We start from the raw sequence: 26,754 nt of genomic DNA, 5'->3' as shown, positions 1-26,754 counted from the left end.
CAGCCTTTCCGCCTCAGACGAATCCGACAAATGTTCCATCCATCTCGAATCTGGCACCGATCCCGCTGCCATTTCGGAATGAATGCAGATCATGGTACACACCTGCCACTCTTCCCTGTTCGACGGAATAGCTTGTCGATGGATCACCGAGTAGGCCATCAAGGAATTTCTTCGCCGAATCGTTGTAGCCAGCCTCGTTCGTCTTATCGGGCCGGAGGTGGTCCCACTTCGGAGCCTCTGGGCCGCGGCCGAGCTTCTTGGTGAGCGCCCGTCCGGCATTGGTGAAAGGAGTGTCCTTGAACTGATCGTAGGCCGAGTCCTTCATCTTTTGAATGTCTTCATCGCAAGGGAACAGTCCGAGTGGGTCGCTCCACGTGTGCGGGTTGTGGACGTAGGTGGCGGGGTTGGGTGCGGGCGTGAGGCCGAGGGGGTCGGGGGTGAGGTAGCGGGCGGTGTCTGGGTCGTAGTGGCGGTGGAGGTTGTAGTGGAGTCGCGTCTCGGGGTCGTGGTACTGGCCGGGGAAGCGGAGTGGGGTTGTGGTGGTGGCGCTCTTGGGCTGGGTGGTGGTGCCCCAGAGGGTGGTGCGGGCTTGCCAGGCGGTGGTGCCGTCGGTGGGGTTGAGGAGGTGGGTGGGGGTGCCGATGAGGTCGGTGACGATGGCGAAGAAGCGGCGGTCGACTTCGTCGTCGGTGAGGTGGAGGTGTTCGGTCTGGGTGAGGGGGTGCAGCCCGTCGTGGTCCCAGGTGAGGGTGTAGGGGCCGGGGAGGGTGGGGCCCTGGGCGGTCTGTTCGGCGAGGGTGGTGCTGTCCCAGGTGAAGAGGGTCCACTCGGCGGTGGCGGGGCACTGTTTGGCGATGCGGCGGCCGAAGGGGTCGTAGTGGTAGAGCCATTCGATGCCGTCGGGGGTGGTGACGGCGGTGAGGCGGTCCTCGGGGTCCCAGGTGTAGTGCCAGGTGTCGGTGCGGCCGGAGAGGGTGCGCCGGCGGCGGGTGGTGACGCGGCCCTGGGCGTCGTGTGTGTAGCGGATACGGCCGGCGGCGGTGATCCGGGTGCCGGTGTAGCTGCGGGGGCCGTGGGCGCTGTCGTCGCGGGCGGGCCAGTCGGCGTGGGTGAGGTTGCCGGCGTCGTCGTAGGCGTAGCGCTCGGTCCAGTCGGCGGCGTGGACGGCGGTGACCCGGCCGGCGGGGTCGAGGTCGAAGCGGCGGGTGCCAGTCTGCCGGTCGTCGATGCCGGTGAGGTTGCCGTCGGCGCGGTAGCGGTAGGCGCGGTGCTGGAGGACGTCGGGCCCGACGGTGAGGGCCTGGGCGGTGCGGCGGCCGAGCGGGTCGTAGCCGCTGGTGACGGTGACGGTGTCGGTGAGGTGGCGGGTGGTCTCGCGGCCGGCCGCGTCGTAATCGAAGGTGAGTGTGTGCCCGCCGGTGGTGAGGGCGAGCGGATTGCCGGCCGGGTCATAGGCCCAGGTGCTGAGCGTGCCGCCTGGGGTGGTGCGGGAGGTGCGGCGGCCGAGCGGGTCGTAGGTGTTGGTGAGGGTGCGGCCGTTGACGGTCTCGGTGAGCAGGCGGCCCAGCGGGTCGAGGGTGCGGGTCAGTTCGACGGCAGGGCCGGTGGCGGTGAGCAGGCGGCCCAGCGCGTCATGGGTGTAGCTGGTGAGGTCGCCCTCGACGTCCTTGCCGGTGAGGTTGCCCAGCAGGTCGTAGGTGTAGCCGATGCTCTCGCCCAAGCCGTTGGTGCGGGCGGCGAGCTGGCCGGCCGCGTCGTGGGTGTAGGCGAGGGTGCGGCCGTCGAAGTCGGTCTCGGCGGTGAGGCGGCCGGCTCGGTCGTGCTGGTAGGTCCAGGTCAGGCCCTGGGGGTTGGTGACCTCGATCAGCCGCAGTTCGGTGTCGTGGGTGAAGGTGTGGCGGGCGCCGTCGGGGGTGGTGCGGGCGGTGAGCAGGTCGAAGTCGGTGTACTCGAAGGTGGTGGTGGCGCCGAGTTGGTCGGTGTGGGTGAGGGTGTTGCCCTCGCCGTCGTGGGTCCAGGTCTCGGTGGCGCCGTCGGGGGTGGTGCGGGAGGTGAGCAGGCCCTCGGGGCTCCAGGTCAGGCGGGTGGAGTTGCGCAGTGGGTCGGTGATGGTGACGGGCCGTCCGAAGCCGTCGCGCTGGTAGGCGGTGGTGGCGCCGAGCGGGTCGGTGGCGGACAGGACGAGACCGGCCGCGTCGCAGTGGACGGCGGTGGTGTGGCCGAGGGCGTCGGTGAGTGAGGCGAGGTGCCCGTGGGCGTCGTAGCCGAAGAGTGTGGTGGCGCCGGCGGGGTCGGTGACCGAGGTGCGGTTGCCGTGTCCGTCGTAGGTCTGGCGCCAGTTGGAGCCGTCGGGGCCGGTGACGGTGACGGGCAGGCCCTGCGTGTTGTACGCGGCGGTGGAGCGGGCACCGTCGGGGCGGGTCACGGTGGTGGTGTTGCCGGCCGCGTCGTACTCGAAGGCGGTGGTGCGCCCGAGTGGGTCGGTGGTGGCGAGCAGGCGGTGGCGGTGGTCGCGGGTGTAGCGGGTGGTGTGGCCGAGCGGGTCGGTGTGGGCGGTGATCTGGTGGCGCTCGTTGACCTCGTAGCGGTTGACCGCGCCCAGGGAGTCGGTGGCCAGGGTCAGGCCGGGGCGGTAGTCGTAGCGCCAGCGCAGGTGGCCGCCGGAGCCACCCTGGGATATGCAGCGGTCCTGGTCGTCGTAGACGTAGTCGTAGCGGGATTCGTTGCGGTCGATCCACGCGGTCATCCGCCCGGCCGTGTCGTACTCGAAGCGCAGCGGCAGGCCGGAGGAGTTGACGATCTCGGTGAGGTGGCCCTCGGTGTAGCCGTAGCGGACGAGTTCCAGCCCGGCCGTCCGCAGGGCCGTGATCCGGAAGTCGGTGACGTCGACTTCCAGGTGGTAGCCGGCCGAGTGCCGGATGCCCATCAGGATGCCGTCGTGGTCGTAGTCGAAGACCAGCTGGTGGCCGGCCCGGTCGGTGATGGAGTCGAGCGGGGCCAGCACGTGGCCGGCGGCCTGGGCGGGGCTAGCGGGCTGGGCGGGGTCGGGGCGGAAGGTGCGGATGTGGCCGGTGGCCGGGTCGGTGACGGTGTACCGGCCCTCGGCGTCCACGGCCAGCGGCCAGCGCGCACCCGTGACCGGCAGCGTGGGCGTGCCGGGCGCGGGGTGCGGGTAGGCCAGCGCGATGCCGTCACCGCGCAGCAGGACCACGCCCTCGGCGTCGACCTCCAGCCGCTCGTCGAACGTGCACGCCCAGCTCGGCCCCATCCAACGCCCGGCGCGGTAGTGGGAGTCGTGGGTGCGGGTGAACAGGAGTGGGAGTACGCCCGCGAGGTGGGCGTCGGTCTGGGTGAGCGTCATGTAGCCGGTGGCCATGTCGATCGGGTCGCTCTTGCAGACGCGGTCGCCCGGGTCGCGCCCGTTGATGTCCGGGTCCTTGACCGCGTCACGCCCCCCGCCGCCGGCCGCGTCCTGGGCGGCATCCTTGGCGGCGTTCTTCCCCGCGTCCTCGGCGGTGGTCTTCGCGGCGGCCGCGGCGGTGGTCTTCGCGGCGGCCGCGGCGGCATCCGCCTCGGGACCCGCCCCGTCGGTCAGGGCACCGAACGCGACGTTGGTCAGGAGTTTGCCGCCGGCCTCGAAGGGGTCGGAGCCCCAGCCGGAGCCGACCAGGGACTTGACAACGTCGGTGGGGTGCATGTTGGCGTGGACCAGGCCGGCGGCGGTCTGGTTGAGGTGGTCGAGGTAGGTGGCGGGGTGGGTGACGTTGTAGACGTCCATCGGGTTCAGGCCGCGCCCGAAGTCCACGATGTCGGCGGCGCCCTTGAAGATCCCGCCGTACAGGTGCGCGCCGCCCATCGCGCCGCCCTCGGCCAGGTCCATCGAGTCCAGCTTCATCCGCTGCGTGAAGCTGGGCGTGGTCGGCGCGGTGGCGGTGGCCGCCTGCAGCGCCTTCGCCGCGCTGTCGGCCGCTTGGTCGCGTCCGGTGCGGGCGGCGCGCAGCAGGTCCTGGGCGTGCGTGAGCTGATCGGTGGACGGATCGTGAAAGTCGCCCGGATCGGTGGGCTTGGGACCGGGGTTGGGGTTGGGCTGGGCGGCGGCCTTGTTCCAGGTCTTGACGGCGTCGTTGTAGCTGCTGACGCTCGCGTTGTAGGCGGCCTGGGCCTGCTGGTGCGCCTTCTTCGCCGCGTTGTACGCGTCGATGGCCTCCTTGGCCTGCCCCTGCGCCCAGGTGACGGTCTGCGCAAAGCCGTCCAGCGCGGTGGCGGCGGCCGCGCACGCGTCGGCGGCGGTCAGCCACAGCGCCGGGTGCGGCTCGAACTTGGCACGGAACGCATCCGCGGCCTGGCCCTGCCAGTGCGAGGAGTCCAGCGCCTGCAAGCCGCTGCCGGTCTCCTGGAACGCGTCGTGGAACTTGCGCAGATGCGCGGCCGTGTCGCCGAGCGCCTTGGCGTCGCCGTGGACCAGGTCCTTGGGATCCTCGGACTGCCCCAGCTGCTTCTCCCCGACCTGCGCACCCAGGTCGTCGGCGACACTGTCACCCCAGTTGTCGACCATGTTCGCCGCGTCGTGCAGGCCCACGAAGTCGAGCATCCCGCCCACCGTGTGGGCGTTCTGGTCGAGGACCTGGCCGACCTGCTTCTTACCGTCCTTGTACAGCCCCTCCAGGCCGTCCCCGACGTCGTCCAGAAACCCCATCAGCCCTTACCCCCTGCCCCGGAGCCGGCATGAAGACCCCCGGCAGACCGGGCACGGGAACATGACCCTCGACGTCCTTGCCCTCCGCGGCCCACGTCTTACGGGTGTCGGCCGCCGCCTGGTCGAACGACGCCTTCGAGTAGTCCGGATCGGTGACCTGGGTGTACGGGTTGTTCTCCCACGTCTGACCCCAGGACTGCTTCTCCACCTGCTCCTGCGTCAGATCCGGGTTACCGATCGCGGCATTGACCACGTCCTTCATCACACCGGAGGCGTACTGCTCCTGGTCGTAGTACCGGCCCGCCGACAGACCCAGCCGATCCGCGATCTCGGTACCGTCGTGCACCAGAGTGCGCACCCCCCAGCCCCACCGGTCGCAGAAGTCGTCCAGCGCCGACTGCAGACCCGGGTTACCGACCTGCAACCCCGTCAAAGACAGACCGGAGAACCCGCGGCCCACCTCCGCGCTCTCATCGATCCCCAGCGTCTTCAACTCGGCGACCGCATCATTGATGCCCTTCGCCGTGTTCTTCAGCGCGTCCGGATCGACCTGATACGAATCAGCGATGAGCCGTCACCGCCGAAGCCGGGAGCAGGAACGGCGCGGGGCCGGCCACGTCCAACGCCACACCCGCCGACTCGCCCAGCGCGGGCACCGCCACATCCAGCAAACGGGAACCACGCACCGTCAGGTACTCCACTTCGCCGATGGCTCCACGTGCGGATGCGAACCTGCCCAGCGCCGCCTCGTCCGTGAACGCGTACAACCAGCGCACACCCTCCGAGTCAGCCGCCACCGGCTCCCCACCCCGCGTCGGCAGCAGCACCAGTGCCTCACGCAACTCCCCCACCAGTGCCGGACCATCCACATGACCCTGGTGCAACGCCGCCAGACGCGCCGTCAACCCCACCCCAGACACAAGCACCCCGTAACACTCGGCAACCAGTTCGATACGAATCTCAGCCTAGCCGACGGGAACGACAGTTCGGTCGCAACACCCAGCATGGCAACCGCCCAGGCAACTGTCGCGCGCCACGCGACTCACAGGAGTTGCGTCACACGGCCCGGCCGCGAATCCATCCCCGCTTCACAGTCGACCATCTGACAGATGCAAGACCGTGTCCCACTTCGACGATGCAGTCGATCCGTAGGGCAGTACGGCAGGCTCCCGGGCAGCCTTGCCGGATGGAGCCAGCCCGTTCGCCTCCGAGGTCACCCCAGTGGAAGGCGAAGCACTCGTCAAGGCGCCCCGAGGCCGTCCAGGTCCAGCACCGTATGGGCCCACTCGAGGTTGGAGGATGGTGCAAGTCCGGCCTCGGACACCGACTGATACCCCACGGGGATCGTTCAAGTGCTGGTCGAGATTCATCTCGACCAGCACTTTTTGCTTTCCGGAGTCGTAGGTGAGGATCAGGCCCAGCTGTTGGTAGAGCGTAGCCCGGTGCACTGGCTCGGCCTCGGCGAGGACTCTGACCAGATCAAGTGACCGCGGGCAAGGGTGGCGATGTCGTCGCGGGTCAGGTGGCCGGTGCGGGCTTGCTGGGCTGCGCGAAGTTCGGCTTCCCACTTGGCGTCGATCGCCTGCTTGGCCTGGTCCTGCGCCCAGCTGACGGTGTGCGAGAAGTCGTCCAGCGCCTTGGCCGCCGCCGCGCACGCGTCCGCCGCCGTCAGCCACTGCGCCGGGTGCGGGGCGAACGTGGCACGGAACGCCTCCGCGGCCTGGCCCCGCCAGTGATCGGCGTCCATCGAGCGCAGACCGCTGCCGGTCTCCTCGAACGCGTCATGGAAGGCCAGCAGATGCTTCGCCGACTCGGCGATCGCCTTCACGTCACCGTGCACCAGGTCCTTCGGATCGTCGGAGTCACCGAGCTGCACCTCCCCGACCTGGGCACCCATGTCGTCGGCCACCTGATCGCCGAACCTGTCGACCGCGTGCGCAACGTCGTGCAGGCCGACGAAGTCCAGCACCCCGCCGACCGTGTGAGCGTTGCCGTCGACGACCTTCCCGACCGCCTTCTTGCCGTCCTTGTACAGCCCCTCCAGGCCGTCTCCGACCGAATCCAACAACCCCATCAGCACCCCTCCCCCGTCAGCCCTGGCCACCCTGCGGATCGGCCATCGCCCGCAGCCGCTTCGACTCCGCCAGCAGGCGCTGCTGCTCCGCCGTGTCGGCGCCCGTGGTCCCGGTCAGCGCGGCGAGCGCCTGCGCCTGCGGGTCGCTCCCCAGCACGTCGGCCCCCTCGGCGTCCCAGGTCGCGGCCGAGTCCAGCATCGCCTTCTGGAAGGAGGCGGCCGAGTAGTCCGCGTGGCCGATCTGCGTGACCTCGTTGTCCTTCAACGTCGTGTCCCACGACTGCGCCTCGACCTGGTCCTGCGTCAGGTCCGGGTTGCCCATGGCCGCGTTCACCACGTCCTTGAGCATGCCCGAGGCGTACTGCTCCTGGTCGTAGTACATCCCCGCCGACAGTCCCAGGCGCAGCGCTATCTCGTCGCCGTCGTGGACCAGGCGCCGCACCCCCAGCTCCACCGTTCGCAGAAGCCGTCCAACGCGCCCTGCAGCCCCGGGTTGCCGACCTGCATACCCGTCAGCGAGACGTTGGAGAAACCGCGCCCGACCTCACCGCTCTCGCTGATCCCGAGCTTCTGCAGCTCCGCGATCGCGTCCTTGATCCCTTTCGCCGTGTTGTTCAGCGCATCCGGGTCGACCTGGTAGGAGTCAGCCACGATCCACCGCCACCGCATCCGGCACGATCCCGTGCACCGGCGGCAGCAGGAACGGCGCCGGCCCCGCCACATCCACCGCCACCCCCGCGGCAACCCCCATCGCCGGAACGGCCACATCCAACAACCGCGCCCCCGACACCGTCAGGTACGGCGCCGCGGCCCCCAACCCACGCGCCACCGCGAACCGGCCCAGCGCATCCTCACCACTGAACGCGTACAACCACGTGATGCCACCCAGATCACCCGCCAACGGCTCCCCGCCCACCGTCGGCACCAGCACCACACTCCGACGCATTTTTGTGTGTGCGCGTGGTCGCAGGGAGGCGTGGAATTCAATTCCGGTCGGACGGGCGAAGGCGACGTTCCGTGGGCGGGGATGCGCGGAGGGTGGCCGACCGGGCGGCGGTGCGCGGTCGAATCGCGCCGGGGGCGTGGAAGGTTGACGATCGACCTATGAGAGCCCTACCCACCCGCAAAGCAATCGCGGCTGCCGCGCTGGCCCTTGCCGGGCTGCTGCAGGTGGCGGCCGTACCGGCTCAGGCCGCCGCCCCCGCCCGGATGGTGCAGCAGGACCAGCCCGGCACGGAGGCGGGCAGGCTCGACAGTGCCATCCAGCAGGCGTTGCAGCAGACCGGTGTACCGGGCGCCATCGTCGGGTTGTGGCAGCCGGGGCAGCCCGACTACGTGCGTACGTTCGGCTATGCCGACTCCGCGACCAAGACGCCGATGAGCACCGACCTCCACATGCGGCTCGGCAGCGAGACCAAGACCTTCACCGCCACGGCCGTGCTCCAGCTCGTCGACCAGGGCAAGGTCGGGCTGGACGATCCGATCTCGAAGTACGTCTCCGGGGTCCCGAACGGCGACAACATCACGCTGCGTCAGCTGCTGGAGATGCGCAGCGGGCTGTTCCCGTACACCTCCGACTCGACCTTCATCAACAAGTTCCTCGCGAACCCGACCGCGCCGTGGACGCCGGAGCAGTTGGTCGCGCTCGGGTTCGCCCATCCGAACCTGTTCGCACCCGGCAGCCAGTTCCTGTACGACAACTCCAACTACATCCTGCTCGGCCTGGTGGTCGAGAAGGTGTCCGGCCAGGACCTCGCCGGCTACCTGCACGACCACGTGACCGGCCCGGCCGGGCTCAGCAACACCTACCTGGCCAGCGGCACCGCGCTCGCCGACCCGCACGCCCAGGGCTACACCGTCCAGACCCCGACCGGCCAGGAGGCCATCTCCACGAACTGGGACCCCAGTTGGGCCTGGGCGGCCGGCGCTGAGGTCTCGACGCTGAACGACCTGCACAAGTGGGCCGTCGACGTCGCCACCGGCACCCTGCTCGGCAATGCGGTCCAGGCTCAGCGGACCAACTTCATTCCCGTCAACTCCGCCAATCCGCAGGCTGGTTACGGGCTGGGCCTGGTCGACATCAGCGGCTGGATCGGACACAACGGCTCGCTCCCGGGCTACGAGAGCGTCGCCGTCTACCTGCCGTCGCAGCAGGCCACGCTGGTCGTGCTGATCAACTCCGACATCACGTACCAGGGGTACGAACCGAGCACGGTGATCGCAAAGGCCATCACCGGCATCGCGACTCCGGGCAACATCTACGACATCCCGCCGACCGGCTGACACGGCCCAGGGGCACCCCGGTCGCGGGGTGCCCCTGGGCTGCGGGCCGGGCAGGGTCGGTCAGACCCGGTCGGCGGCGATCAGCAGGTACTGGAAGGAACCGTCCCTGTAGGACGAGAGGAACGCCTCCTCGATGCCGGTGACCAGCGAGGAGGTGGCCCGCAGCTCCCAGTACGGCAGCGTGGCCGCGGTGAGGTCGATCACGGCGTTCGGGACGAGGCGGTTGTCGGCCATCGCGCGCAGGTACTCGCGGCGGGAGTGGATGTTGCACTCGAAGTGGGCGTTGATCTGCGAGACCCACTTGGAGGGCTGCCCGTAGACCGGGTTCCAGCAGCCGGTGATGGTCACGTAGCGGCCACCGACCGAGAGGATGCGCGCGTGCTCGGCGAACAGGTCGTGCAGGTCGACGTACATGCTGGACTCGTTGTTCCACGAGGCGGCCGCCTGGCCGGTCTCGAACGGCATGTCCAGCATGTTGCAGACCTGGGACCGGACATAGGACTCGATGCCGAGCTGCCGGACCCGCTGGTTGGCGAAGTCCGCCTGCTTGGCCGAGAGGGTCAGGCCCTCGACCCGGCAGCCGAAGCGCTGGTGCGCCATCACCATCGAGCCGCCGCGCCCGCAGCCGGCGTCCACCAGCATGCTGTCACGGGTGATCGCGCCCAGGTTGTCGAGCAGCACGTCGGCCTGCGCGGACTCCAGCCGGTGCAGCTCGGCGATCACCTTCTTCTCGCGCTCGCTGTCGTCGGCGGCACCCAGGGCGGCGACGTCGACGTCCCCGATCCCGTAGTGGTGGTGGTAGAGGCCGTCCACGTCGCCGAGCTTCAGGTTGACGGGGCGGGCCTCCTGGTCCCAGTAGCGGGCGATGTCGTCCTGATATGCCGTCGCGGGGCCGGGGATCGCGGCTGCGGTCTCGGTGGCGGGGGTGAGATCCATCGTGGTCACTTCATCAGCTCCATCGTTACCAGAAATCGGGCAGGCTGTAGCGGTAGGTGTTGGTCTGGTGCCAGTGGTGGTTTCCGTCGATCCAGGTCGCCACTCCGCGCAGGAAGCGCAGCAGCGTCGGATCGGGATGCGTGGCAGCCAGCGCCGCCGCGGTGGCCTCGAAGGTCTGCATCAGGTCGTTGTGCACGTCGACCGCCTTCAGGTAGGCCTCGCGCTCCGAGCAGCTCTCCTGCTCCGCGATCACCACCGGCAGGTTCAGGTGCTTGCCGGGAGAGGCGAGCTCCTTGGTGTACGAGTACAGGTCGTTGACGATCGTGGTGGCATTGGAACCGAGCGCGATGACCCGCTGCACGGCGGGCAGGGCGTGCAGGTGGGCCGGGAGTTCGTAGCCGCCGACGGTGTCGGTGATGGTGGGGCAGGGGCGGAAGTTGTTGAACTGCCGCATCGACAGGTACTCCCACGTCTGCGGGGTGTAGCCCGTCTCGGCCCAGGCGGCCTCGGCGAGGTACCCCATGTGCAGGCGGGCCATGTCGTGCCGGAAGCGGTCCGACTGGGCGGGTGTCGCGGACCGGGTGAAGTAGTCCATGGCGGAGCGGTAGCCGCGCCGCGGGGCGTCCGAGCTCAGCGACTCCTCCCACTGGGGGTGGTACTCCTGCGTGGTGTGCAACGGATCGAGTGCCGTGTGCGCGAGCAGCAGCCGGCCGCCGAGGCCGATCGGCGAGCCGCCGTGGTCCTCGCAGTAGCAGTCGTCCAGTGCGTTCTCGGCCGCCATGAGCCGGGTGGCGATCATCAGGTGGTCGACGGTCGGGGCGTCCGGGTGGCAGGCGACCATGTACCGGCCGAGCGAGAAGCCGTCGAACTGGTCCTCCCACTCGGGCGGGTAGAGCTGGACCTCGTCCAGGGCCCAGGACTTGATCCGCCGGCTCACCTCGGCCACCCGCTCGGGGTCGGGCTCGGCGATCGGGTGGTAGTAGAGCCCGGGAATCGGGTCGCCCGGCTGGGGCGGTCCCTCGCGCTGGGGTGCCTGCGGGCTCTGCGCCGCGGACGGGGCCTGAGCTGCGGACGGGCTCTGCGCCGCGGACGGGGTCGGCGAGGAGAGGCCGTCAGCCGGTGCGCCCGGGGCCGGGAGCGCGCATTCCGGCAGCGTCGCGGCCGACGCGGAGGCGGTCCGCTGGAGCGGTTGCAGACTTGCTGTACCGATTCCGCTGGGGCCGCGCAGAATCCGTTCCAGGGGGCTGGAATTCACGACCGCACCAGCGCGAACTCACCGGTGTGCGACCGCGGTTGCGGTTGGCATGCGGTGGCCTCGGGCAACGGAGGGACGGGCTGGGAAAACCTCGTGGAATGGGCGAAGCGGCCTGACCGCAATTCACCGGGGAATCCTGTGCGGGGCATTGACTACTCCTAGATCAGAGCTGCCGACTCTTCCAGATAACTGGACCGCGAGCGCAGGCGTCAATCGCATCCCACCCAGCGCATAGGCGCGCGCTGATGGCGCACGCCCGCCGAATGACACCAGATTCATCCGTGCCGTGGCGTTATTCGTACGCCATGACGTAGTAATCAAAAATACTTTCGTCCGACGGCCGGCCGGGGCAGCGGGTCGGCGAGCGCCGCCGGCGCCCGTGCCACCAGGGGTGCGAAGCGCCGAACCCGGCCACCTCGCACGGTCTTTGGGTCGTGCCATTGTGCTGGTCCACTCGCTCGGGGCCGCCTATCCTGATGCCACTGGCAACATCATGATGGAGCGTCAGATCGCCTTTCGCCCAAGGTCGTTGGTCTGACCTGCGCGGATCCGGCCGTGACTGGCGAACCGGCGGAGCTCGACGGCAAGGGGACGGTGCATGGCGCAGCTCGCACTGCTGCTGCTCGTGGTGGTGCTGGTCGGTGCGGGCGGCGCCGCGGTGGTTCGGCACAGACGCGCCTTGGACCCGGCCGCGGTGGGCCGCGCGCTCGCCAAGGCGGCGGCACAGGCCAGGGCCGGGCAACGGGAGCAGGCCCGGCGGCGGTATGCCCGGCTGGTCCGGCGGCTGGCGGCGGCACCGGAAGGGCTGCGGGCCCAGCGCGGCCTGGCCCTGCTCGGGCAGGCGGACGCCACGGCCGCGCTGGGCGATGCCCCCGCGGCACTGCCGCTCTACCGCGAGGCCTTCCCGCTCCTGCCGGAGCCGGCCTGGCAGTTGCCCAGGTGGAGCCTGCGCCAACTCGCCGGGGAGGCGGTCCGGTCCGCCGGTGGTCCGGCCGCCGATGACGGCCTGCCGCCGGTGCTCGCCTTCCTCCAGGCGACGGCGCAGGGCGCCGAGCCGGGGGCCGAGGCCGAGGCGGCGGCCGAGGCGCTGGACTGGCTGCAGCGCCGCTGCCGGGAGGGCCCGGACGCACAGCGCGAGCGCGCGACGACGGCCGCCCTGGCCGCACTGCCGGGACGGGACTGGCCGGTGCTCGCCCGGACGGCGCTGCTGCACGGCGCCGGCCGCCCGCAGGAGGCCGAGGCGCTGCTGGCCGCTGCCGCGCCCGCCGGCGGCGGCGAGCTCTGGTTCCGCCGGGGTGCCCAGCTCAGCGCGCGTCAGCAGGACGCCGCGGCGGTGGCGGCCTTCGAGGAGGCGCTGCGCCGCGGGCCGGGCGAGCCCAGTCCGTGGTCCCGGGGGCCGCTGCTGCGCGCGGAGTCCCTGCTCTTCCGCGGTCTGGCCCGGCAGCAGCTCGGCGCGTTGGAGGCCGCCGAGGCCGACCTGCGGGCCGCGGTCGCCGAGGCGCCGCGCGATCCGCGGCCACGCTACGCGCTGGGGCGACTGGCCCTGCTGCGTGGCGAGGACGAGCAGGCGCGGGAGCAGTTCACAGCCGCGCTGGGCACTCAACACACGTATGCACCTGCTCGGTTGGGCCTGGCCCTGCTGCACGAGCGGGCGTCCAGGCCGGCCGATGCGGCGGCCGACTACCAGGCGGCGCTGGCCCTTTCGCCGCACTGGCGGCCGGCCCGGGTGCGGCTCGGCGCCGCGCTGCTGGCGGCCGGCCGGGGCGCGGAGGCGGAACCGCTGCTGCGCGCCGAAGCCGCGGACCGGGCGCCGGGTGACACGGGTGACGCGGGTGACATGGGTGACGGGGCGGGCGCAGGGGCGGACGGCTGGCGCAGGACCGCCGCCTTCCACCACGGTCTGGCGCTGTCCCGGGCGGGCGACCCGGCGGGGGCGCTGGCCCGCTGGGAGCCGCTGCGCGGGGTGGACCTGCTGGACCGGCTCGCCCTGGCCCGGGACCAGCTGGCCCGCCGTCAGCTCGCGGCGGACCCGGCGGCGGCCCGCGCGCTCTGGCAGCAGGCGGTCACCGACGCACCGGCCGCGCCCGGCTACCGGTCGGCGCTGCGGGAGGCCGCACTGCGCGAGGCGGCGCAGCTGCTGATCGGGCGGCGCGACCTGACGCAGGCCGCCGCGGCGCTCGCGGTGGCCGCCCCGCCACCACCGGGGACGGCCGGACCGAGCGTGGCAGGCACACCGCACCCGGCGCCGGTCCCCGCGACGGCGGCCCGGCGGACGGCAGACCGGCAGACGGCAGACCGGCGGACAGCGCGGCTGCGCGCAGCGCTCGCGCTGGCCCAGGGCGCGGCGGACGGCGTGGCCGCCCTGCTCAGCCCGGTCGACGGCCCGCGCGAGCGCTACCACCTGGCCGCTGCCGCCCTGGTGACGGGCCGCCCGGTGCAGACCGTGGCGCTGCTCGCACCGCTGGAGCCCGCACCGACGGGCGACCCCGGTACCGCCCGGCTGCGCGCGCTGCTCGCCGAACGGGCCGGCAACTGGCCCGCGGCGCTGGAGTGGCACCAGCGCTTCCTGGACAGCCCGGCGGGGCACTCCCCCGCCACCGGCCCCGCGCCTGGCGTCGTGCCAAGCTCCGCGGCGCCGCATTCGCCGTGCGGCGCCGCCGTCGACACCTCCTGCGCCCGCACGGCCACCGGCGCCTGTGGCAGCTGCGGCCGGGAGGGCTGCGCCGACCACCTGTACCGCCCCGAGCAGGCCGGCGCCGGGTCGCCGCGCTGCGCCGGCTGCGTCGGCCCGGCGCTGCGCGCGCTGCTGGACTGCGCCCGCCGCGCCGGGCTCGTGGAGCAGGCCGAGAGCGCCCTGTCCGCCTGGGCCGCCGTGCTCGGCGAGGGCAGCGCCGATCCGGTCCGCCGCGACCTCGCGCTGCTCCGCGCCGAGCGGGGCGACCTGGCGGGTGCCCTGGCCACGCTCCCGGCCGGTGCGGCCCGCGAGCGCGGTGCCGTGCTGGTGCGCAGTGCCGCCGCGGCGCTGGCGGCCGGGCAGAGCGCCCGCGCGGCCGGCGAGCTGCGCCAGGTCGTCGACCTGATGCCGGAGCATCCGCAGGCCGGCGCCGCCCTCGCGCTGCTGGCCGAGCACGAGACCCACCTGCACGCCGTCGAGGGCCGCTACCAGCAGGCCTGGGAGGGCTACCGCGCGCTGCTGCTCAAGGACCCGACGCACCCGCGGCTGCAGCACGCCCTCGGGCTGATCGGCTACCGCCTGGCCACCGCGGGTGCCGGTGGTGGCGGCACGGGCAGCGACGCCGGCCCGGACGGCACGGCGGTCGAGCAGGACGAGTCGCTCTGGCAGTGGACCATCGGCTCGCTGACCGCCGCGCTCCACCAGCCCGAGCTGTGGCACGAGGCCGCCCGCAGCACCGGGCGGGCGGCCGAGGCCGAGCGCACGGCCGCCGCCCGCGCCGCACTCATCGACCGGCTCCGCGAGGACCTGCGCCTGCTCGACCGCGCGCACGGCCGCAGCGGCGACGAGGTGGCCGCGTGGACCGTCCGGCTCGGCATGGAGGCCCACAGCGCCGAGGCCTTCGCCCAGGAGGAGGAACTGCGGATATCCGCACCGAGCGGCGACAGCCGCCGGCTGATCCTCGGCCCGACGCTGGCCGGACTGCTGGAGGGCGCTTCGACGGGCCCCGAACTCCTCGACTGGCAGCGGGGGCTCGCACGCGCTGTGCAGCCCTGGCGGCGGCCGGGTCCGTTCGGCGTGCACCCGGTGACCCAGGCGCTCGGACTCTTCGGCGCCCTCGGCCCGCACCGCTACCTGCTGCTCCAGGGGCGGCACGCGGCAGCCGTCGCCGCGCTCGACGCGATACCCGGGCCCGAGCGGGACGAGGCCTGGCGCGAGCTGCTCCGGGAGGCGCTGACCAGCCAGGCCACCGAGCACCACCGCCAGCAGGACTGGCGCGAGGCGCTGGCCTGCCTGACCCGGGCGCGGCAGCTGGACGACGCCCCCACCCCGCCGGCCCTGGCCGAGATCGCCGCCGACTGCGGCCTGCGCGCCGCTCGCGCCCTGCTCAAGGAGACCGGCGACGACCAGGCGGGCGCGGTGGCCCTGCTGGAGCAGGCCCGGGCGCTGGCCCCCGAGCACGCGGAGGTGCGCAGCAACCTGGGTGCCGCCTACGCCCAGCTGGCCCGGAAGATCAGCAACGAGGACAAGGAGTTCACCCGCGCGCTGGCCCTGCTGCGCCAGGCGATCGAGCTGGCTCCGCAGGATCCGACCGCCCGGCACTTCCTGGCAGCTGCGCTGGGCAACCGGGCCCGTGAACTCAGCGCCCCCGGGCCGGAGCAGAGCCTGGTGACGGCGGTGGGGCTGTGGCAGGAGCTGATCGCCCTGGAGCCGCAGGAGAAGGAGCACCGGCTCGGCCTCGCCCACGTGCTGGGGCTGCTGGCCCGTACCGCCGCGCTGGCCGAGGACCGCGTGCAGGCCGTCGGCCGGATGACCGCCGCGCTGCAGGCCGATCCGGACTGGAACGGCAACACCGCCCGGGAGGCCCCGCGCCGGCTCGCGGTGCTGCTGGCCAACACCCTGGAGGAGTACCGGGACCGCCCGTTCCGGGAGCGGTCCGCGCTGCTGCAGCTGGCCCGTTCCTACGACGACTCGGTCGAGCTGCGCGGGTTGATGCTCGCCGTCTGGCGCAGCGAGGCGGCGGACCACTTCGGCGCCAAGCGCTTCCAGGACGCCACCACGCTGCTGGAGGAGGCACTGAAGCTGGCGCCCAACCCGGTGGCGGCCGGCAAGGTGCGCGAGGAGCTGGGCATCGTCTGCGGCGCGCACGCCGTCCGCCAGGCGAACATGCGCCAACTCCGGCAGGCCAGAAGCCTGATCGCACAGGCCGTGCAGTACGACCCAAAAGACCGGAACCTGCGCAACCTCCAGCGGCGGATCAACTCGCTGCGCTGATCCGCCCGTTCCCGCATCCACCCGCAAGGCCCGTCCACACCAGGGAGACGAGACCGCCACCATGCCGCTGCACGAACCGTCGCCGTACGAGGTCCTGGGTGTCCCGCTCAGCGCCGGCGTACGCGAGATCAACCTCGCCGTGGGACCGGCGGTCAAGCGGGGCCGCTTCACCCGCCAGCAGATCCAGGAGGCGGCGGCCCTGCTGCGCAACCCGGACCGGCGGCTGGAGTTGGACGTCCAGCAGGTGCTGCCGCCCGACCCGGTGTCGGGCGTCGCCGAGTTGCTGGCCCCGGCCCTGGCCGAGCCGCTGCTGGTGATCGACCGGCCGCCACTGCCGAGCGCCGAGTCGCTTCTGGTGCTGCACCGTGCGGAGTTGGCGGCGGACTTCGCGGAGCCGCCGCCGGCCGGCGTGGACCCGGAGCCGCCCGTCCCCGCGCGCTTCGCCGCCGACCTGTCGGTGCTGCCGCCGATCGAGATCCCGGAGTGAGCGGCATGACGACGCCCCAGACGCACGAGCCGCACGAGCCGCCACTGACGCCTGTGCCGGGCGAGCCCCTGGCGGTGCCGCAGCGGGCGCTGGAGGTCGATCTGGCCCAGGCGTTCAGCCAGTTGCTCTACCGCTGCTCGCTGCTGCAACGGCTGCGGGGTGAGGAGGCGCGGGCCGCCCGGGAGGCGCAACAGGAGCTGCTCGGGCTGCTGGTCGAGGTGGACGACGCGCTGGTGGCGCTGTCGCAGGACCGGGAGTCGGTGCTGCCGGGGCGGCGCGCGGGGATCGACGCCACCCGCCGCCGGCTGCTGGGCAAGCTGGCCAAGGCGGGCGTGCGCCCGATGCGGCTGGACGGGCTGGCGGCGGACCCGGCGCTGGCCGAGATCGTGGGCGGCGAGCCGCGGGCCGACGTGCCACCGGAGACGGTGGTCCAGACGGTGGTCACCGGCTTCTTCTGGCAGGACGAGGTGCTCCGCCGGGCGCAGGTGGTGGTCGCCACCACCCCCGCCACCACCCCCGAGACCGTCCCCGACACCACCGACGCGACCGCGGCCCCCTGGGCTGGGCCGGCCCCCGAAGCCGCACCGCCCACGGAACCGCTCACGGATGCCGCCCCGCCCACGGACACCGAGCCGCCCGCGCTCCCCACGGCCGGCCCCCCGAAGAGCGCTCCCCGCAAGGCCCGGACGCAAGCCCGCGGGACTCGTAAGGCCAAGGCCCGGCGCGGGCGACGCAAGCGATAGTCAGAGGGGAACGACATGTACCGCACGCTCGGGATCGACCTGGGGACCACCAACTCCGTGGTGGCCCATCTCCGCCGTGGCGAACCGGAGATCCTCTTCAACCGGCAGAACCAGGAGGCCACCCCCTCCGTGGTCGGCCGGGGCCGGCGCGGCGAGCTGCTGGTCGGCTCCACCGCCCGCGGGCGCCTGGCGCTGGACGGCGAGAACGTGATCCGCTCGGTCAAGCGCTTCATGGGCCGCAAGTTCCGCGACCCACAAGTGCAGGCAGCCCTCGACGAGTTGGACTACAAGGTCACCGCCGGCACCGACGGCGACGTCAACGTCTGGTTCGACGGCCGTTCCTACACCCCGATCGAGATCTCCGCGATCATCCTGCGCCGGCTCAAGGAGGACGCCGAGCAGCGCCTCGGCGAACCGTTCCACCGGGCCGTCATCACCGTCCCCGCCTACTTCGGCGAGCGTCAGGTCGCCGCCACCCAGGAGGCCGGCCGGCTGGCGGGCCTGCACGTGCTGCGGGTCATCAACGAGCCCACCGCGGCCGCCCTCGCCTACGGGATGACCGGCGAGGCCGGGGACGAGGCCCGCACCGTGCTCGTCTACGACCTGGGCGGCGGCACCTTCGACATCTCCATCCTGCTACTGGTGCCCGGCTCGGTCTCGGTGCTCGGCATCGAGGGCGACAACCTGCTCGGCGGTGACGACTTCGACCGCGCCATCACCGGCGCGCTGCTGGCGGACATCCGCGCCGAGCACGGCAGCGACTACCAGCCCGACCGCCGGGACCGGCCCCGGATCGCCGCCGCCGCCGAGGTGGTCAAGATCGAGCTGTCCGACCAGGAAGCCTCGGAGGTGGTCCTGCCCGGCCTCGGCGCGGGCCAGTTGGTCCTGGAGACGGTCTTCGAGCGCTCCCGCTTCGAGGAGTTGATCAGGGGCCGGATCGAGCGCACGATCGAGCTGACCCAGAAGGCCATCATGCAGGCCAACCTCACCGTCGGGGACATCGACGAGGTACTGCTGGTCGGCGGCTCGACCTCGATCCCGCTGGTGGCACGGCGGTTGGGCGAGGTCTTCGGCCACCAGCGGATCCGCCGCGGGGTCAACCCGATGCAGTGCGTGGCACTGGGCGCGGCCGTGCAGTCCGCGCTGGTCGCCGAGGTGGAGTGCCCGGAGTGCCGCGCCCCGGGCGACCTGGCCGCCTCGGCCTGTGCCAACTGCGCCGCCTCGCTGCTCGGCGGCCCCCGCCTCTCCTGCCCGGGGTGCCGTCTTCCGGTGGACGCCGCGGCCGAGGCCTGCCCCAAGTGCGGCCACCGGCCGGTCGCCGAGGCCGCCGACGCCGGGACCACCCCTGCCGGCGGATCCGCCGGCGCCACCAGCGCACCGACCGCGACGACGGCTGCCCCCGCCCCCGCCGCACCGGCCCACGGCTGCCCGCGCTGCGGCACCCCGGCCGCCCCCGGCACCACCAGCTGCGAGCTGTGCGGGATGTCGCTGACCGGCGCCGCCGGTAACACCAGCGCGGCCGAGGACGTGGGACTGCGCTGCGCGAGCTGCGGCACCGTCAACCCGCCCGGCACCGAAGTCTGCGCCTCCTGCGGCGAGTTGATGCAGGTCACCGACCCCTTCGACATCACCCCGAAGAACCTGGGCATCGAGCTCAACGACGGCCGGCTGGCCGTCATCATCCCCAAGAACACCAGCTATCCGACCACCTCGCCGGTCAGCCGCGAGTTCGTGGTCTCCGGCAGTGGCCGCCAGCGCCTGGAGGTCGCGGTCTACGAGGGCGAGCACGAGACCGCCCAGCAGAACGAGTTGATCGGCCACCTCTCCCTGCGGCTGCCCGGCGGCCTGGGCGGACGCACCCCGGTGGACGTCTCCTTCGGCCTGGACCGGGACCGCACCATCACCCTCTCGGTGCGGATCCAGGGCGGCGAGCAGAAGACCGTCAAGCTGGAGCGGGTCACCCTCGACCCCGAGCTCAAGGTGCAGGTGGAGGACCAGCAGCGGCAGATCGAGAGCTTCACCGACCGCTGGGGCGAGGAGCTCACCGAGGCCGAACTGCGCGAGGCCAGGCAGCTGATGGACACGCTGGACGACATGGCCGCGGGCCAGACCAGGGGCCGGTCGGTGGACGCGGCACTGGAGCGGGCCCAGTTCCAGCTCCAGGCGCAGCGCTGGGTGCGCGGCTCGGAGGCGTACCTGAGCCTGTTCATCCACTACTGCGAGAAGCACCTGGACCCCAGTGACCTGGTGCGGCTGCGCGCGGTGGCCGCGCGGCTGCGCGACCGGCGCGAGGCAGCGGACTGGGAGGGCGCGGTGGCCGCGGCCTCGGAGGCGGACGAGCTGTGCGCCTCGCTCGGGCACACCTTCCGGATGCTGACCATGTGCAACGTCTACGTCAGCCAGAGCCTGGTCTCCCCCGCTCTGGCCCAGCGGATCCTGGCCGAGCTGCGCGGGCTGGACGAGGCGGTCGAGTCGGCCAACATGGCCGCTGCCAACCGGCACAACTCGGCCCTGCTGCTGCTCTACGCCGAGGCGCAGCGGGAGTTGGGCGACGAGCCGGCACCGGAGTCGCTCGGCCCGGTCCGCCCCGAGGAGGCCGGCCCCCGATGAGCACCGCCGCCAACCCGCCGGACCTGCCGCCCATCGAGGTGCCCTGCCCGCAGTGCGCGGTGCCGGCGGACCAGGAGAGCCTGCGCTGCCCGTCCTGCCGCGAGGACCTGGCCGTGCTGGTCCGGCTGCGCTACGCCGGCCGGATCGACTACAACGAGGCCCTCGCGCAGCTGCGCGGCGGTGACGCCCCGGCGGCGCAGGTCCTGCTCCGCCGCGCCCTGACCACCGAGCCGGACCTGCGCCCGGCGCTGACCCTGCTCGCCGACCTGACCGGCGCCCGCGTCGCGCCGGCCGCCCGCACCGAAGCGGCCGACCGGTGACCCGCCGTCGGCGCCCGGCGGCCTGACGGGCACAATCACCGGTATGCGGCACATCCTCATCATCGGCATCGGCGCGGGCGACCCCGACCACCTGACGCTGCAGGCGGTCAAGGCCATCGCCCGCACCGACGTCTTCTTCATCCTGGACAAGAACGAGCAGCGCCAGGACCTCATCCAGCTGCGGCGCCAGCTGCTCGCCGACCACGCGCGGCCCGGCCACCGGGTGGTCGAGGTGCCGGACGCCGAGCGCGACCGCCGCACGCCCGCCTACACCGAGGCGGTGGACGACTGGCGCCGGCGCCGGGCCGACCTGGTCGAGGAGTTGATGGCCGAGCACCTGGGCCCGGAGCAGACCGGCGCGTTCCTGGTCTGGGGCGACCCGAGCCTGTACGACAGCGTGATCGCGGTGGTCGAGCAGGTGCGCGAGCGGGCCGGGGCGGACTTCGACTACGAGGTGATCCCCGGCATCAGCAGCATCTCGGTGCTGGCCGCCCGCCACCGCACCACCCTGACCCGGGTCGGCCGCGCGGTGCAGGTCACCACCGGGCGGCGGCTCGCCCAGGGGTTCCCCGAGGGGGTGGACGACGTGGTGGTGATGCTGGACGGACGGGCCGCGTTCACCGAGATCGATCCGCAGGGCCTGGAGATCTTCTACGGCGCCTACCTGGGCACGCCCGACGAGATCCTCGCCGCGGGTCCGCTCGCCGAGACCGCCGAGCGCATCCGCGAGGTGCGCGACGAGGCCCGGCAGCGCAAGGGCTGGATCATGGACAGCTACCTGCTGCGCCGCAGCACCGACTGACAGCGGGACCACGAAGCGGGTCGGTCGCCCTCCGGAGCGGAGGGCGACCGACCCGCACGGGGTGCACCGGAGATCAGCGGTGGGTGAAGGACGCCGGCCGCTTCTCGACGAAGGCCGCCATCCCCTCCTTCTGGTCCGCCGTGGCGAAGGTGGCGTGGAAGAGCCGGCGCTCGAACCGGACGCCCTCGGCGAGCGTGGTCTCAAAGGCCCGGTTGACGCTCTCCTTCAGCATCAGCACGGCCGGCGCCGACATCCCGGCCACCGTCTCGGCCACGGCCAGCGCCTCGCCGAGCAGGTCGCCGGCGGGCACCACCCGGGAGACCAGGCCGGAGCGCTCGGCCTCCTCGGCGTCCATCATCCGCCCGGTCAGGCACAGGTCCATCGCCTTGGCCTTGCCGATCGCCCGGGTCAGCCGCTGCGAGCCGCCGATGCCCGGGATCACGCCGAGCTTGATCTCCGGCTGGCCGAACTTCGCGGTGTCCGCGGCGAGCAGGACGTCGCAGAGCATCGCCAGCTCGCAGCCGCCGCCCAGCGCGTAGCCGGCCACCGCCGCGACGATCGGCTTGCGCACCCGGCCCAGCTCGTCCCAGGCGGTGAACCAGTCGCTCAGGTAGGCCTCGGCGAACTCCAGCGCCTGCATCTCCTTGATGTCGGCGCCGGCCGCGAAGGCCTTGGCCGAGCCGGTGACCAGCAGGCAGCCGATCTCCGGGTCGCGGTCGAACTCCTTGGCCGCCGCGACGAACTCGTTCATCAACTGGGTGTTGAGCGCGTTGAGCGCCTTGGGCCGGTTGAGCGTGATCAGACCGACCCGGCCCTTGCGCTCGACCAGGATGGTCTCGTACTCGGTCACTGACCGTCCTTCCGAAGGGTGGTGACGATCGCCGAGAAGTCCAGGGCGGCGCCCTGGCCCTCGGCGAACTGGGCGAACAGCTCGGCGGCCTTCAGGCCGAGTTCGGCCGGCACGCCGCCGGCCCGGGCGGCGTTGGCGGCCAGCCCCAGGTCCTTGGCCATCAGCGCGGCGGCGAAGCCCGCCGCGTAGTCGCGGTTGGCCGGGCTGGCCGGGACCGGGCCGGGGACCGGGCAGTTGGTGGTCAGTGCCCAGCACTGGCCGGAGGCGGTGGAGGCCACGTCGAACAGCGCCTGGTTGCTCAGGCCCAGGCTCTCGCCCAGCACGAAGGCCTCGCTGACCGCGATCATCGAGATGCCGAGGATCATGTTGTTGCAGATCTTCGCGGCCTGCCCGGAGCCGGCCGGACCGCAGTGGACCACCTTGCGGCCCATCGCCGCCAGCACCGGCTGCACGGTGGCGAAGTCGTCCTCGCCCGCGCCGACCATGAAGGTCAGCGTGGCACCGGTGGCGCCGACCACGCCGCCGGAGACCGGCGCGTCCACCGCGCGGTGGCCGGCCGCCACCGCCAGGGCGTTCGCGGCCCGGGCGTCGGCGACGTCGATGGTGGAGCAGTCCACGAAGAGGGTGCCGGGGCGGGCCGCGGCCAGCAGGCCGCCGTCGTAGGCGGCCAGCACGTGCCGGCCGGCCGGCAGCATGGTGATCACCAGGTCGGCCTCGGCCACCGCCTCGGCGGCCGAGGCCGCCGTCAGCACCCCGGCGGCGGCCGCCGCCTCCAGCGCCTGCGGAGCCAGGTCGAAACCGGTCACCCGGTGTCCGGCCTTGATCAGGTTGGCGGCCATCGGCCCACCCATGTTGCCCAGCCCGACGAATCCGATCGCGAGGGTCATCAGCGCTCCTGGGGTGTAGTGGTGGCAAGGCCGAGCTCGCGCTCGCCGAGCGGGGCGAAGAAGCGCGCCACGGCCTCGTCGGTGACGTCCGCCAGGGTCGGCGGGTCCCAGCGGGGGTTGCGGTCCTTGTCGATCACCTGGGCCCGGATGCCCTCGGCCAGGTCGGGCCCGGCCAGCGCGGCGCAGGAGGTGCGGAACTCCTGGTCCAGCACCTCCTCCAGGGTGTCCAGCGAGCGGGCCCGGCGCAGCGCCGCCAGCGTGGCCTTGACGGCGGTCGGCGACTTGGCGGCGATCTGCTCGGCGGCCTCCTTGGCCGCCTGGCGGCCGTCGGCGGCCAGCCGCCGCAGGATCTCCTCGACGGTGTCGGCGGCGTAGCACGCGTCGATCCAGTCGAGCTGCTCGGCGAGCACGCCCTGCGGCGCGGTGCCGGTGTGCTTGGCCAGCGCCTGCGGTACCGGCAGCTCGGCCAGGTCGGCGATCAGCAGCGGCAGCCGCTCGGCGGGCAGGTAGTGGTCGGCCAGCCCGCACAGCAGCGCGTCACCGGCGCCCACCGTGCCCGCGGTGAGGGCGATGTGGGTGCCGAGCTCGCCGCGGGAGCGGGACAGCAGGTAGATCCCGCCGACGTCCGGCACGAAGCCGATCCCGGTCTCCGGCATCGCCACCTTGGTCCGCTCGGTGACGATGCGCACGCTGCCGTGCGCGGAGACCCCGACCCCGCCGCCCATCACGATGCCGTCCATCACGGCGACGTACGGCTTGGGGTAGCGGGCGATCCGGGCGTTGAGGTGGTACTCGTCGCGCCAGAAGTCCTCGGCCAGCTGCGGCTCGCCGCTCACCGCGGCCTGCCGGATGGCACGGATGTCGCCGCCGGCGCACAGCCCGCGCTCGCCCGCCCCGGTGATCAGCACCGCGGACACCCGGTCGTCGAGCTCCCAGGCGTCCAGTGCCCCGGCGATCCGCCGCACCATGTCATGGGTGAGGGCGTTGAGCGCCCTGGGCCGGTTGAGGACGATGTGGCCCAGGCGCCCCTCGCGGCGTAGCAGGACCTCCTGCTCCTCGTCCGAGACGGCCGCCACGTTCGCGTTCAGGTCGGACTGGCTCATCAGGCGGCCCCGATCAGGCCGCGGGCCACGATGACACGCATGATCTCGTTGGTCCCTTCCAGGATCTGATGCACCCGCAGGTCGCGGACGATCTTCTCCAGACCGTACTCGGCCAGGTAGCCGTATCCGCCGTGCAGTTGCAGAGCGGCGTTGGCCACCTCGAAGCCGGTGTCGGTGACATGGCGCTTGGCCATGGCGCACAGCTGCGGTGCGCGCGGGTCCTTGTGGTCCAGCGCCCCCGCCGCGCGCCAGAGCAGCGCCCGGGCGGCCTCCAGCTCGATGGCCATGTCGGCCAGCCGGAACTGCAGCGCCTGCGCGTCCAGCAGCCGTGCCCCGAAGGCCTGGCGGTCCTTGAGGTACCGGGTGGCCCGTTCCAGGGCCTCCTGGGCGCCGCCCAGCGAGCAGGAGGCGATGCCGAGGCGTCCGCCGTTGAGCCCGCTCATCGCGATCCGGAAGCCGCCACCCTCCTCGCCGAGCAGCCGGTCGGCGGGCAGCCGGACGCCCTCCAGGACGACCTGGCGGGTGGGCTGGGCGTTCCAGCCCATCTTGTGCTCGTTGGGCCCGAACGACAGGCCCGCGTCCTCGCGGTCCACCAGGAACGCGGAGATCCCGCCGGGGCCGGGCCCGCCGGTGCGCGCCATCACGACGTACACCTGCGAGGCGCCGGCGCCGGAGATGAACTGCTTGACGCCGTCCAGCACCCAGCCGTCGCCGTCGCGCACCGCGCGGGTGCTCAGCGCGGCGGCGTCCGAGCCGGCGCCGGGCTCGGTGAGGCAGTAGCTGGCCAGGTGCTCCATCGAGCAGAGCCCGGGCAGCCACCGCTCGCGCTGCTGCTCGCTGCCGTACTGGTCGACCATCCAGGCGACCATGTTGTGGATCGAGAGGTAGGCGGCGATCGAGGGGCAGCCGGTGGAGAGCGCCTCGAAGATCAGCACCCCGTCCTGCCGGGTGAGCGCGGAGCCGCCGAACTTCTCGCCGACGTACACCCCGCCCAGGCCCAGGCCCGCCGCCTTGCGCAGCACGTCCACCGGGAAGTGCTTCTTCTGGTCCCACTCCACCGCGTGCGGAGCCAGGTGCTCGCGGGCGAACTCCCGCGTGGTCTCCGCGATGGCGAGCTGGTCCTCGCTCAGGTCGTGCACGGCGCTCAGTCCATCGTGGGGATGCTGAAGCTCGCGCTCTCCTTGACCCCGGAGGGCCAGCGCGAGGTGACGGTGCGGGTGCGGGTGTAGAAGCGGATCGAGTCCGGGCCGTGCTGGTTGAGGTCGCCGAAGCCGGAGCGCTTCCAGCCGCCGAAGGTGTGGTAGGCGATCGGCACCGGGATCGGCACGTTGACGCCGACCATGCCGGTGTTGACCCGGCGGGAGAAGTCGCGGGCGGTGTCGCCGTCGCGGGTGAAGATCGCCACGCCGTTGCCGAACTCGTGCTCGCTGGGCAGCCGCAGCGCCTCCTCGTAGTCCGCGGCGCGGACCACGGTGAGCACCGGGCCGAAGATCTCCTCGCGGTAGATCCGCATGTCGGTGGTGACGCGGTCGAAGAGCGAGGCGCCCAGGAAGTAGCCCTCCTCGTGGCCGGCGAGCTTGAAGTCGCGGCCGTCCACCAGCAGTTCGGCACCCTCCTCGACGCCGATGCCGATGTAGTCGCGGACCCGGTCCAGCGCGTCACGCCCGACCAGCGGGCCGAAGTCGGCCTTCGGGTCGTCGGAGCGGCCCACCTTCAGGGTGGCGATCCGCTCCCGGAGCTTGGCGACCAGCTTGTCGGCGGTCTCCTCGCCCACCGGGACGGCCACCGAGATCGCCATGCAGCGCTCGCCCGCCGAGCCGTAGCCGGCGCCCACCAGTGCCTCCACGGCCTGGTCGAGGTCGGCGTCCGGCATGATGATCATGTGGTTCTTGGCGCCGCCGAAGCACTGGGCGCGCTTGCCGTGGGCCGCGGCGGTGGCGTAGACGTGGGCGGCGATCGGGGTGGAGCCGACGAAGCCGAGGGCCTGCACCCGCGGGTCCTCCAGCAGGGTGTCCACCGCCTCCTTGCCGCCGTTGACGACATTGAGCACGCCGGCCGGCAGCCCGGCCTCCAGGAACAGCTCGGCCAGCCGCAGCGGCACCGAGGGGTCGCGCTCGGAGGGCTTGAGGATGAAGGCGTTGCCGCAGGCGATGGCGGGCGCGGCCTTCCAGAGCGGGATCATCGCGGGGAAGTTGAACGGCGTGATGCCGGCCACCACGCCCAGCGGCTGGCGCATCGAGTAGACGTCGATGCCGGTGCCGGCGTTGTCGGTGAACTCGCCCTTGAGCAGGTGCGGGATGCCGGCGGCGAACTCCACGACCTCCAGGCCGCGCTGCACGTCGCCGTCGGCGTCGGCGATGGTCTTGCCGTGCTCGGCGGAGAGCATCCGGGCCAGCGCATCGCGCTCGCCCTCGACCAGCTGCAGGAATCGCATCAGGACCCGGGCCCGGCGCTGCGGGTTGAAGGCGGCCCACTCGCGCTGGGCGCGCTCGGCGTCCGCGATGGCGGCCTCGACCTCGGCACGGTTGGCCAGCGGCACCCGGGCCTGGACCTGGCCGGTGTTGGGGTCGTAGACGTCTCCGAAGGCACCCGAGGTACCCGGGACGTGCTTGCCCCCGATGAAATGCGTCAGTTCACGGACCATCGGTTCCTGCTCTCTCGTGGGGTGGTGAGAGGAGGACGGGCGCTGCGCGCCCCGGCCGAATGCGCTGGTGGCGCGGTGCTGCCGGTGCCGTCCTCATGAAGCGACACGGCGGCGGG

Annotated in this window: 21 protein-coding genes; 7 read left to right on the top strand and 14 right to left on the bottom strand. The window is 72.5% G+C overall.

The genetic code is table 11. From position 1 onward, the window contains the following. Positions 1 to 13: 13 nt before the first annotated feature. The 7 genes from OG500_RS30885 to OG500_RS30855 all read right to left on the bottom strand — a co-directional run bounded on the left by OG500_RS30885 (position 14) and on the right by OG500_RS30855 (position 7,704). Entirely contained in the window at positions 14 to 4,696 is a 4,683-nt protein-coding gene (locus OG500_RS30885; protein ID WP_329584818.1) for a putative T7SS-secreted protein, read from the bottom strand. Beyond that, entirely contained in the window at positions 4,641 to 5,189 is a 549-nt protein-coding gene (locus tag OG500_RS30880; protein ID WP_329584815.1) for a hypothetical protein, read from the bottom strand. The genes OG500_RS30885 and OG500_RS30880 overlap by 56 nt, the downstream gene beginning before the upstream one ends. A 67-nt stretch (positions 5,190 to 5,256) precedes the next feature. Further along, positions 5,257 to 5,601, bottom strand: a complete 345-nt coding sequence (locus OG500_RS30875; protein WP_329584812.1) for an SseB family protein — start codon at positions 5,599 to 5,601, stop codon at positions 5,257 to 5,259. Between the two features lie 506 nt (positions 5,602 to 6,107). Beyond that, entirely contained in the window at positions 6,108 to 6,770 is a 663-nt protein-coding gene (locus tag OG500_RS30870) for a putative T7SS-secreted protein (protein ID WP_329584810.1), read from the bottom strand. Between the two features lie 16 nt (positions 6,771 to 6,786). After that, a complete protein-coding gene (locus tag OG500_RS30865) occupies positions 6,787 to 7,212 on the bottom strand; it encodes a hypothetical protein (protein ID WP_327069987.1) in 426 nt (141 codons plus the stop codon). Then, on the bottom strand, positions 7,179 to 7,421 hold the full coding sequence (locus OG500_RS30860) for a hypothetical protein (RefSeq protein ID WP_327069986.1): 243 nt from the start codon (positions 7,419 to 7,421) through the stop codon (positions 7,179 to 7,181). The genes OG500_RS30865 and OG500_RS30860 overlap by 34 nt, the downstream gene beginning before the upstream one ends. Further along, entirely contained in the window at positions 7,414 to 7,704 is a 291-nt protein-coding gene (locus OG500_RS30855; RefSeq protein ID WP_327069985.1) for an SseB family protein, read from the bottom strand. The genes OG500_RS30860 and OG500_RS30855 overlap by 8 nt, the downstream gene beginning before the upstream one ends. 170 nt (positions 7,705 to 7,874) lie before the next feature. Here OG500_RS30855 and OG500_RS30850 point away from each other — a divergent pair, with 170 nt between their 5' ends. Beyond that, positions 7,875 to 9,053 carry a serine hydrolase domain-containing protein gene (locus OG500_RS30850; RefSeq protein ID WP_327070114.1) on the top strand — a complete coding sequence of 393 codons (1,179 nt, stop codon included), beginning with the start codon at positions 7,875 to 7,877 and terminating at the stop codon, positions 9,051 to 9,053. Between the two features lie 60 nt (positions 9,054 to 9,113). Here OG500_RS30850 and OG500_RS30845 read toward each other — a convergent pair whose 3' ends face one another. Next, positions 9,114 to 9,989, bottom strand: a complete 876-nt coding sequence (locus OG500_RS30845) for a geranyl diphosphate 2-C-methyltransferase (RefSeq protein ID WP_442789374.1) — start codon at positions 9,987 to 9,989, stop codon at positions 9,114 to 9,116. Positions 9,990 to 10,014: 25 nt separating this feature from the next. Next, positions 10,015 to 11,220 carry a family 2 encapsulin nanocompartment cargo protein terpene cyclase gene (locus OG500_RS30840; protein WP_329587841.1) on the bottom strand — a complete coding sequence of 402 codons (1,206 nt, stop codon included), beginning with the start codon at positions 11,218 to 11,220 and terminating at the stop codon, positions 10,015 to 10,017. Between the two features lie 622 nt (positions 11,221 to 11,842). Between OG500_RS30840 and OG500_RS30835 the strand changes: the two genes are divergently transcribed. The 6 genes from OG500_RS30835 to cobF all read left to right on the top strand — a co-directional run bounded on the left by OG500_RS30835 (position 11,843) and on the right by cobF (position 21,154). Continuing rightward, positions 11,843 to 16,192 (top strand): hypothetical protein, encoded by a 4,350-nt coding sequence (locus OG500_RS30835; protein ID WP_329584804.1) that lies wholly within the window; start codon positions 11,843 to 11,845, stop codon positions 16,190 to 16,192. Positions 16,193 to 16,253: 61 nt separating this feature from the next. Then, entirely contained in the window at positions 16,254 to 16,679 is a 426-nt protein-coding gene (locus OG500_RS30830) for a hypothetical protein (RefSeq protein WP_327070111.1), read from the top strand. A 5-nt stretch (positions 16,680 to 16,684) separates the two neighbouring features. Next, entirely contained in the window at positions 16,685 to 17,422 is a 738-nt protein-coding gene (locus OG500_RS30825; RefSeq protein WP_329584801.1) for a nucleotide exchange factor GrpE, read from the top strand. A 15-nt stretch (positions 17,423 to 17,437) separates the two neighbouring features. After that, on the top strand, positions 17,438 to 20,032 hold the full coding sequence (locus OG500_RS30820; protein ID WP_329584797.1) for an Hsp70 family protein: 2,595 nt from the start codon (positions 17,438 to 17,440) through the stop codon (positions 20,030 to 20,032). Continuing rightward, positions 20,029 to 20,352 (top strand): hypothetical protein, encoded by a 324-nt coding sequence (locus OG500_RS30815; protein ID WP_329584794.1) that lies wholly within the window; start codon positions 20,029 to 20,031, stop codon positions 20,350 to 20,352. Before OG500_RS30820 ends, OG500_RS30815 begins: the two co-directional genes overlap by 4 nt. A 43-nt stretch (positions 20,353 to 20,395) precedes the next feature. Beyond that, the gene (gene cobF, locus OG500_RS30810; RefSeq protein WP_327070107.1) at positions 20,396 to 21,154 is read left to right on the top strand and encodes a precorrin-6A synthase (deacetylating); all 759 of its coding nucleotides are present in this window, start codon (positions 20,396 to 20,398) and stop codon (positions 21,152 to 21,154) included. A 73-nt stretch (positions 21,155 to 21,227) separates the two neighbouring features. On the opposite strand, the gene OG500_RS30805 is transcribed toward cobF, so the two are convergent. The 5 genes from OG500_RS30805 to OG500_RS30785 are packed head-to-tail and all read right to left on the bottom strand — an operon-like array spanning position 21,228 to position 26,638. Beyond that, on the bottom strand, positions 21,228 to 22,004 hold the full coding sequence (locus OG500_RS30805; protein ID WP_327070106.1) for an enoyl-CoA hydratase: 777 nt from the start codon (positions 22,002 to 22,004) through the stop codon (positions 21,228 to 21,230). Then, positions 22,001 to 22,891 (bottom strand): 3-hydroxyisobutyrate dehydrogenase, encoded by an 891-nt coding sequence (gene mmsB / locus OG500_RS30800; RefSeq protein ID WP_329584791.1) that lies wholly within the window; start codon positions 22,889 to 22,891, stop codon positions 22,001 to 22,003. The genes OG500_RS30805 and mmsB overlap by 4 nt, the downstream gene beginning before the upstream one ends. Next, positions 22,891 to 23,994: an enoyl-CoA hydratase/isomerase family protein gene (locus OG500_RS30795; RefSeq protein WP_327070104.1), complete on the bottom strand. Its 1,104-nt coding sequence runs from the start codon at positions 23,992 to 23,994 to the stop codon at positions 22,891 to 22,893. Before OG500_RS30795 ends, mmsB begins: the two co-directional genes overlap by 1 nt. Then, on the bottom strand, positions 23,994 to 25,142 hold the full coding sequence (locus tag OG500_RS30790) for an acyl-CoA dehydrogenase family protein (RefSeq protein ID WP_327071748.1): 1,149 nt from the start codon (positions 25,140 to 25,142) through the stop codon (positions 23,994 to 23,996). The genes OG500_RS30795 and OG500_RS30790 overlap by 1 nt, the downstream gene beginning before the upstream one ends. Continuing rightward, positions 25,139 to 26,638, bottom strand: coding sequence for a CoA-acylating methylmalonate-semialdehyde dehydrogenase (locus tag OG500_RS30785; protein WP_329584788.1), 1,500 nt, complete (start codon positions 26,636 to 26,638; stop codon positions 25,139 to 25,141). The genes OG500_RS30790 and OG500_RS30785 overlap by 4 nt, the downstream gene beginning before the upstream one ends. Positions 26,639 to 26,754 lie beyond the last annotated feature (116 nt).

The sequence above is a fragment of the Kitasatospora sp. NBC_01250 genome, from assembly GCF_036226465.1.
In the GTDB taxonomy this organism is placed as follows: domain Bacteria; phylum Actinomycetota; class Actinomycetes; order Streptomycetales; family Streptomycetaceae; genus Kitasatospora.
The sequence above is the reverse complement of the archived record's forward strand: the minus strand, read 5'-3'. Positions and strand labels throughout refer to the sequence as shown.

Coding starts and splice junctions, on each gene's coding strand:
- OG500_RS30885 (WP_329584818.1), bottom strand. CDS start 4,696: ATGGGGTTTCTGGACGACGTCGGGGACGGCCTGGAGGGGCTGTACAAG.
- OG500_RS30870 (WP_329584810.1), bottom strand. CDS start 6,770: ATGGGGTTGTTGGATTCGGTCGGAGACGGCCTGGAGGGGCTGTACAAG.
- OG500_RS30850 (WP_327070114.1), top strand. CDS start 7,875: ATGAGAGCCCTACCCACCCGCAAAGCAATCGCGGCTGCCGCGCTGGCC.
- OG500_RS30845 (WP_442789374.1), bottom strand. CDS start 9,989: ATGGATCTCACCCCCGCCACCGAGACCGCAGCCGCGATCCCCGGCCCC.
- OG500_RS30835 (WP_329584804.1), top strand. CDS start 11,843: ATGGCGCAGCTCGCACTGCTGCTGCTCGTGGTGGTGCTGGTCGGTGCG.
- OG500_RS30830 (WP_327070111.1), top strand. CDS start 16,254: ATGCCGCTGCACGAACCGTCGCCGTACGAGGTCCTGGGTGTCCCGCTC.
- OG500_RS30825 (WP_329584801.1), top strand. CDS start 16,685: ATGACGACGCCCCAGACGCACGAGCCGCACGAGCCGCCACTGACGCCT.
- OG500_RS30820 (WP_329584797.1), top strand. CDS start 17,438: ATGTACCGCACGCTCGGGATCGACCTGGGGACCACCAACTCCGTGGTG.
- OG500_RS30815 (WP_329584794.1), top strand. CDS start 20,029: ATGAGCACCGCCGCCAACCCGCCGGACCTGCCGCCCATCGAGGTGCCC.
- cobF (WP_327070107.1), top strand. CDS start 20,396: ATGCGGCACATCCTCATCATCGGCATCGGCGCGGGCGACCCCGACCAC.
- mmsB (WP_329584791.1), bottom strand. CDS start 22,891: ATGACCCTCGCGATCGGATTCGTCGGGCTGGGCAACATGGGTGGGCCG.
- OG500_RS30795 (WP_327070104.1), bottom strand. CDS start 23,994: ATGAGCCAGTCCGACCTGAACGCGAACGTGGCGGCCGTCTCGGACGAG.
- OG500_RS30785 (WP_329584788.1), bottom strand. CDS start 26,638: ATGGTCCGTGAACTGACGCATTTCATCGGGGGCAAGCACGTCCCGGGT.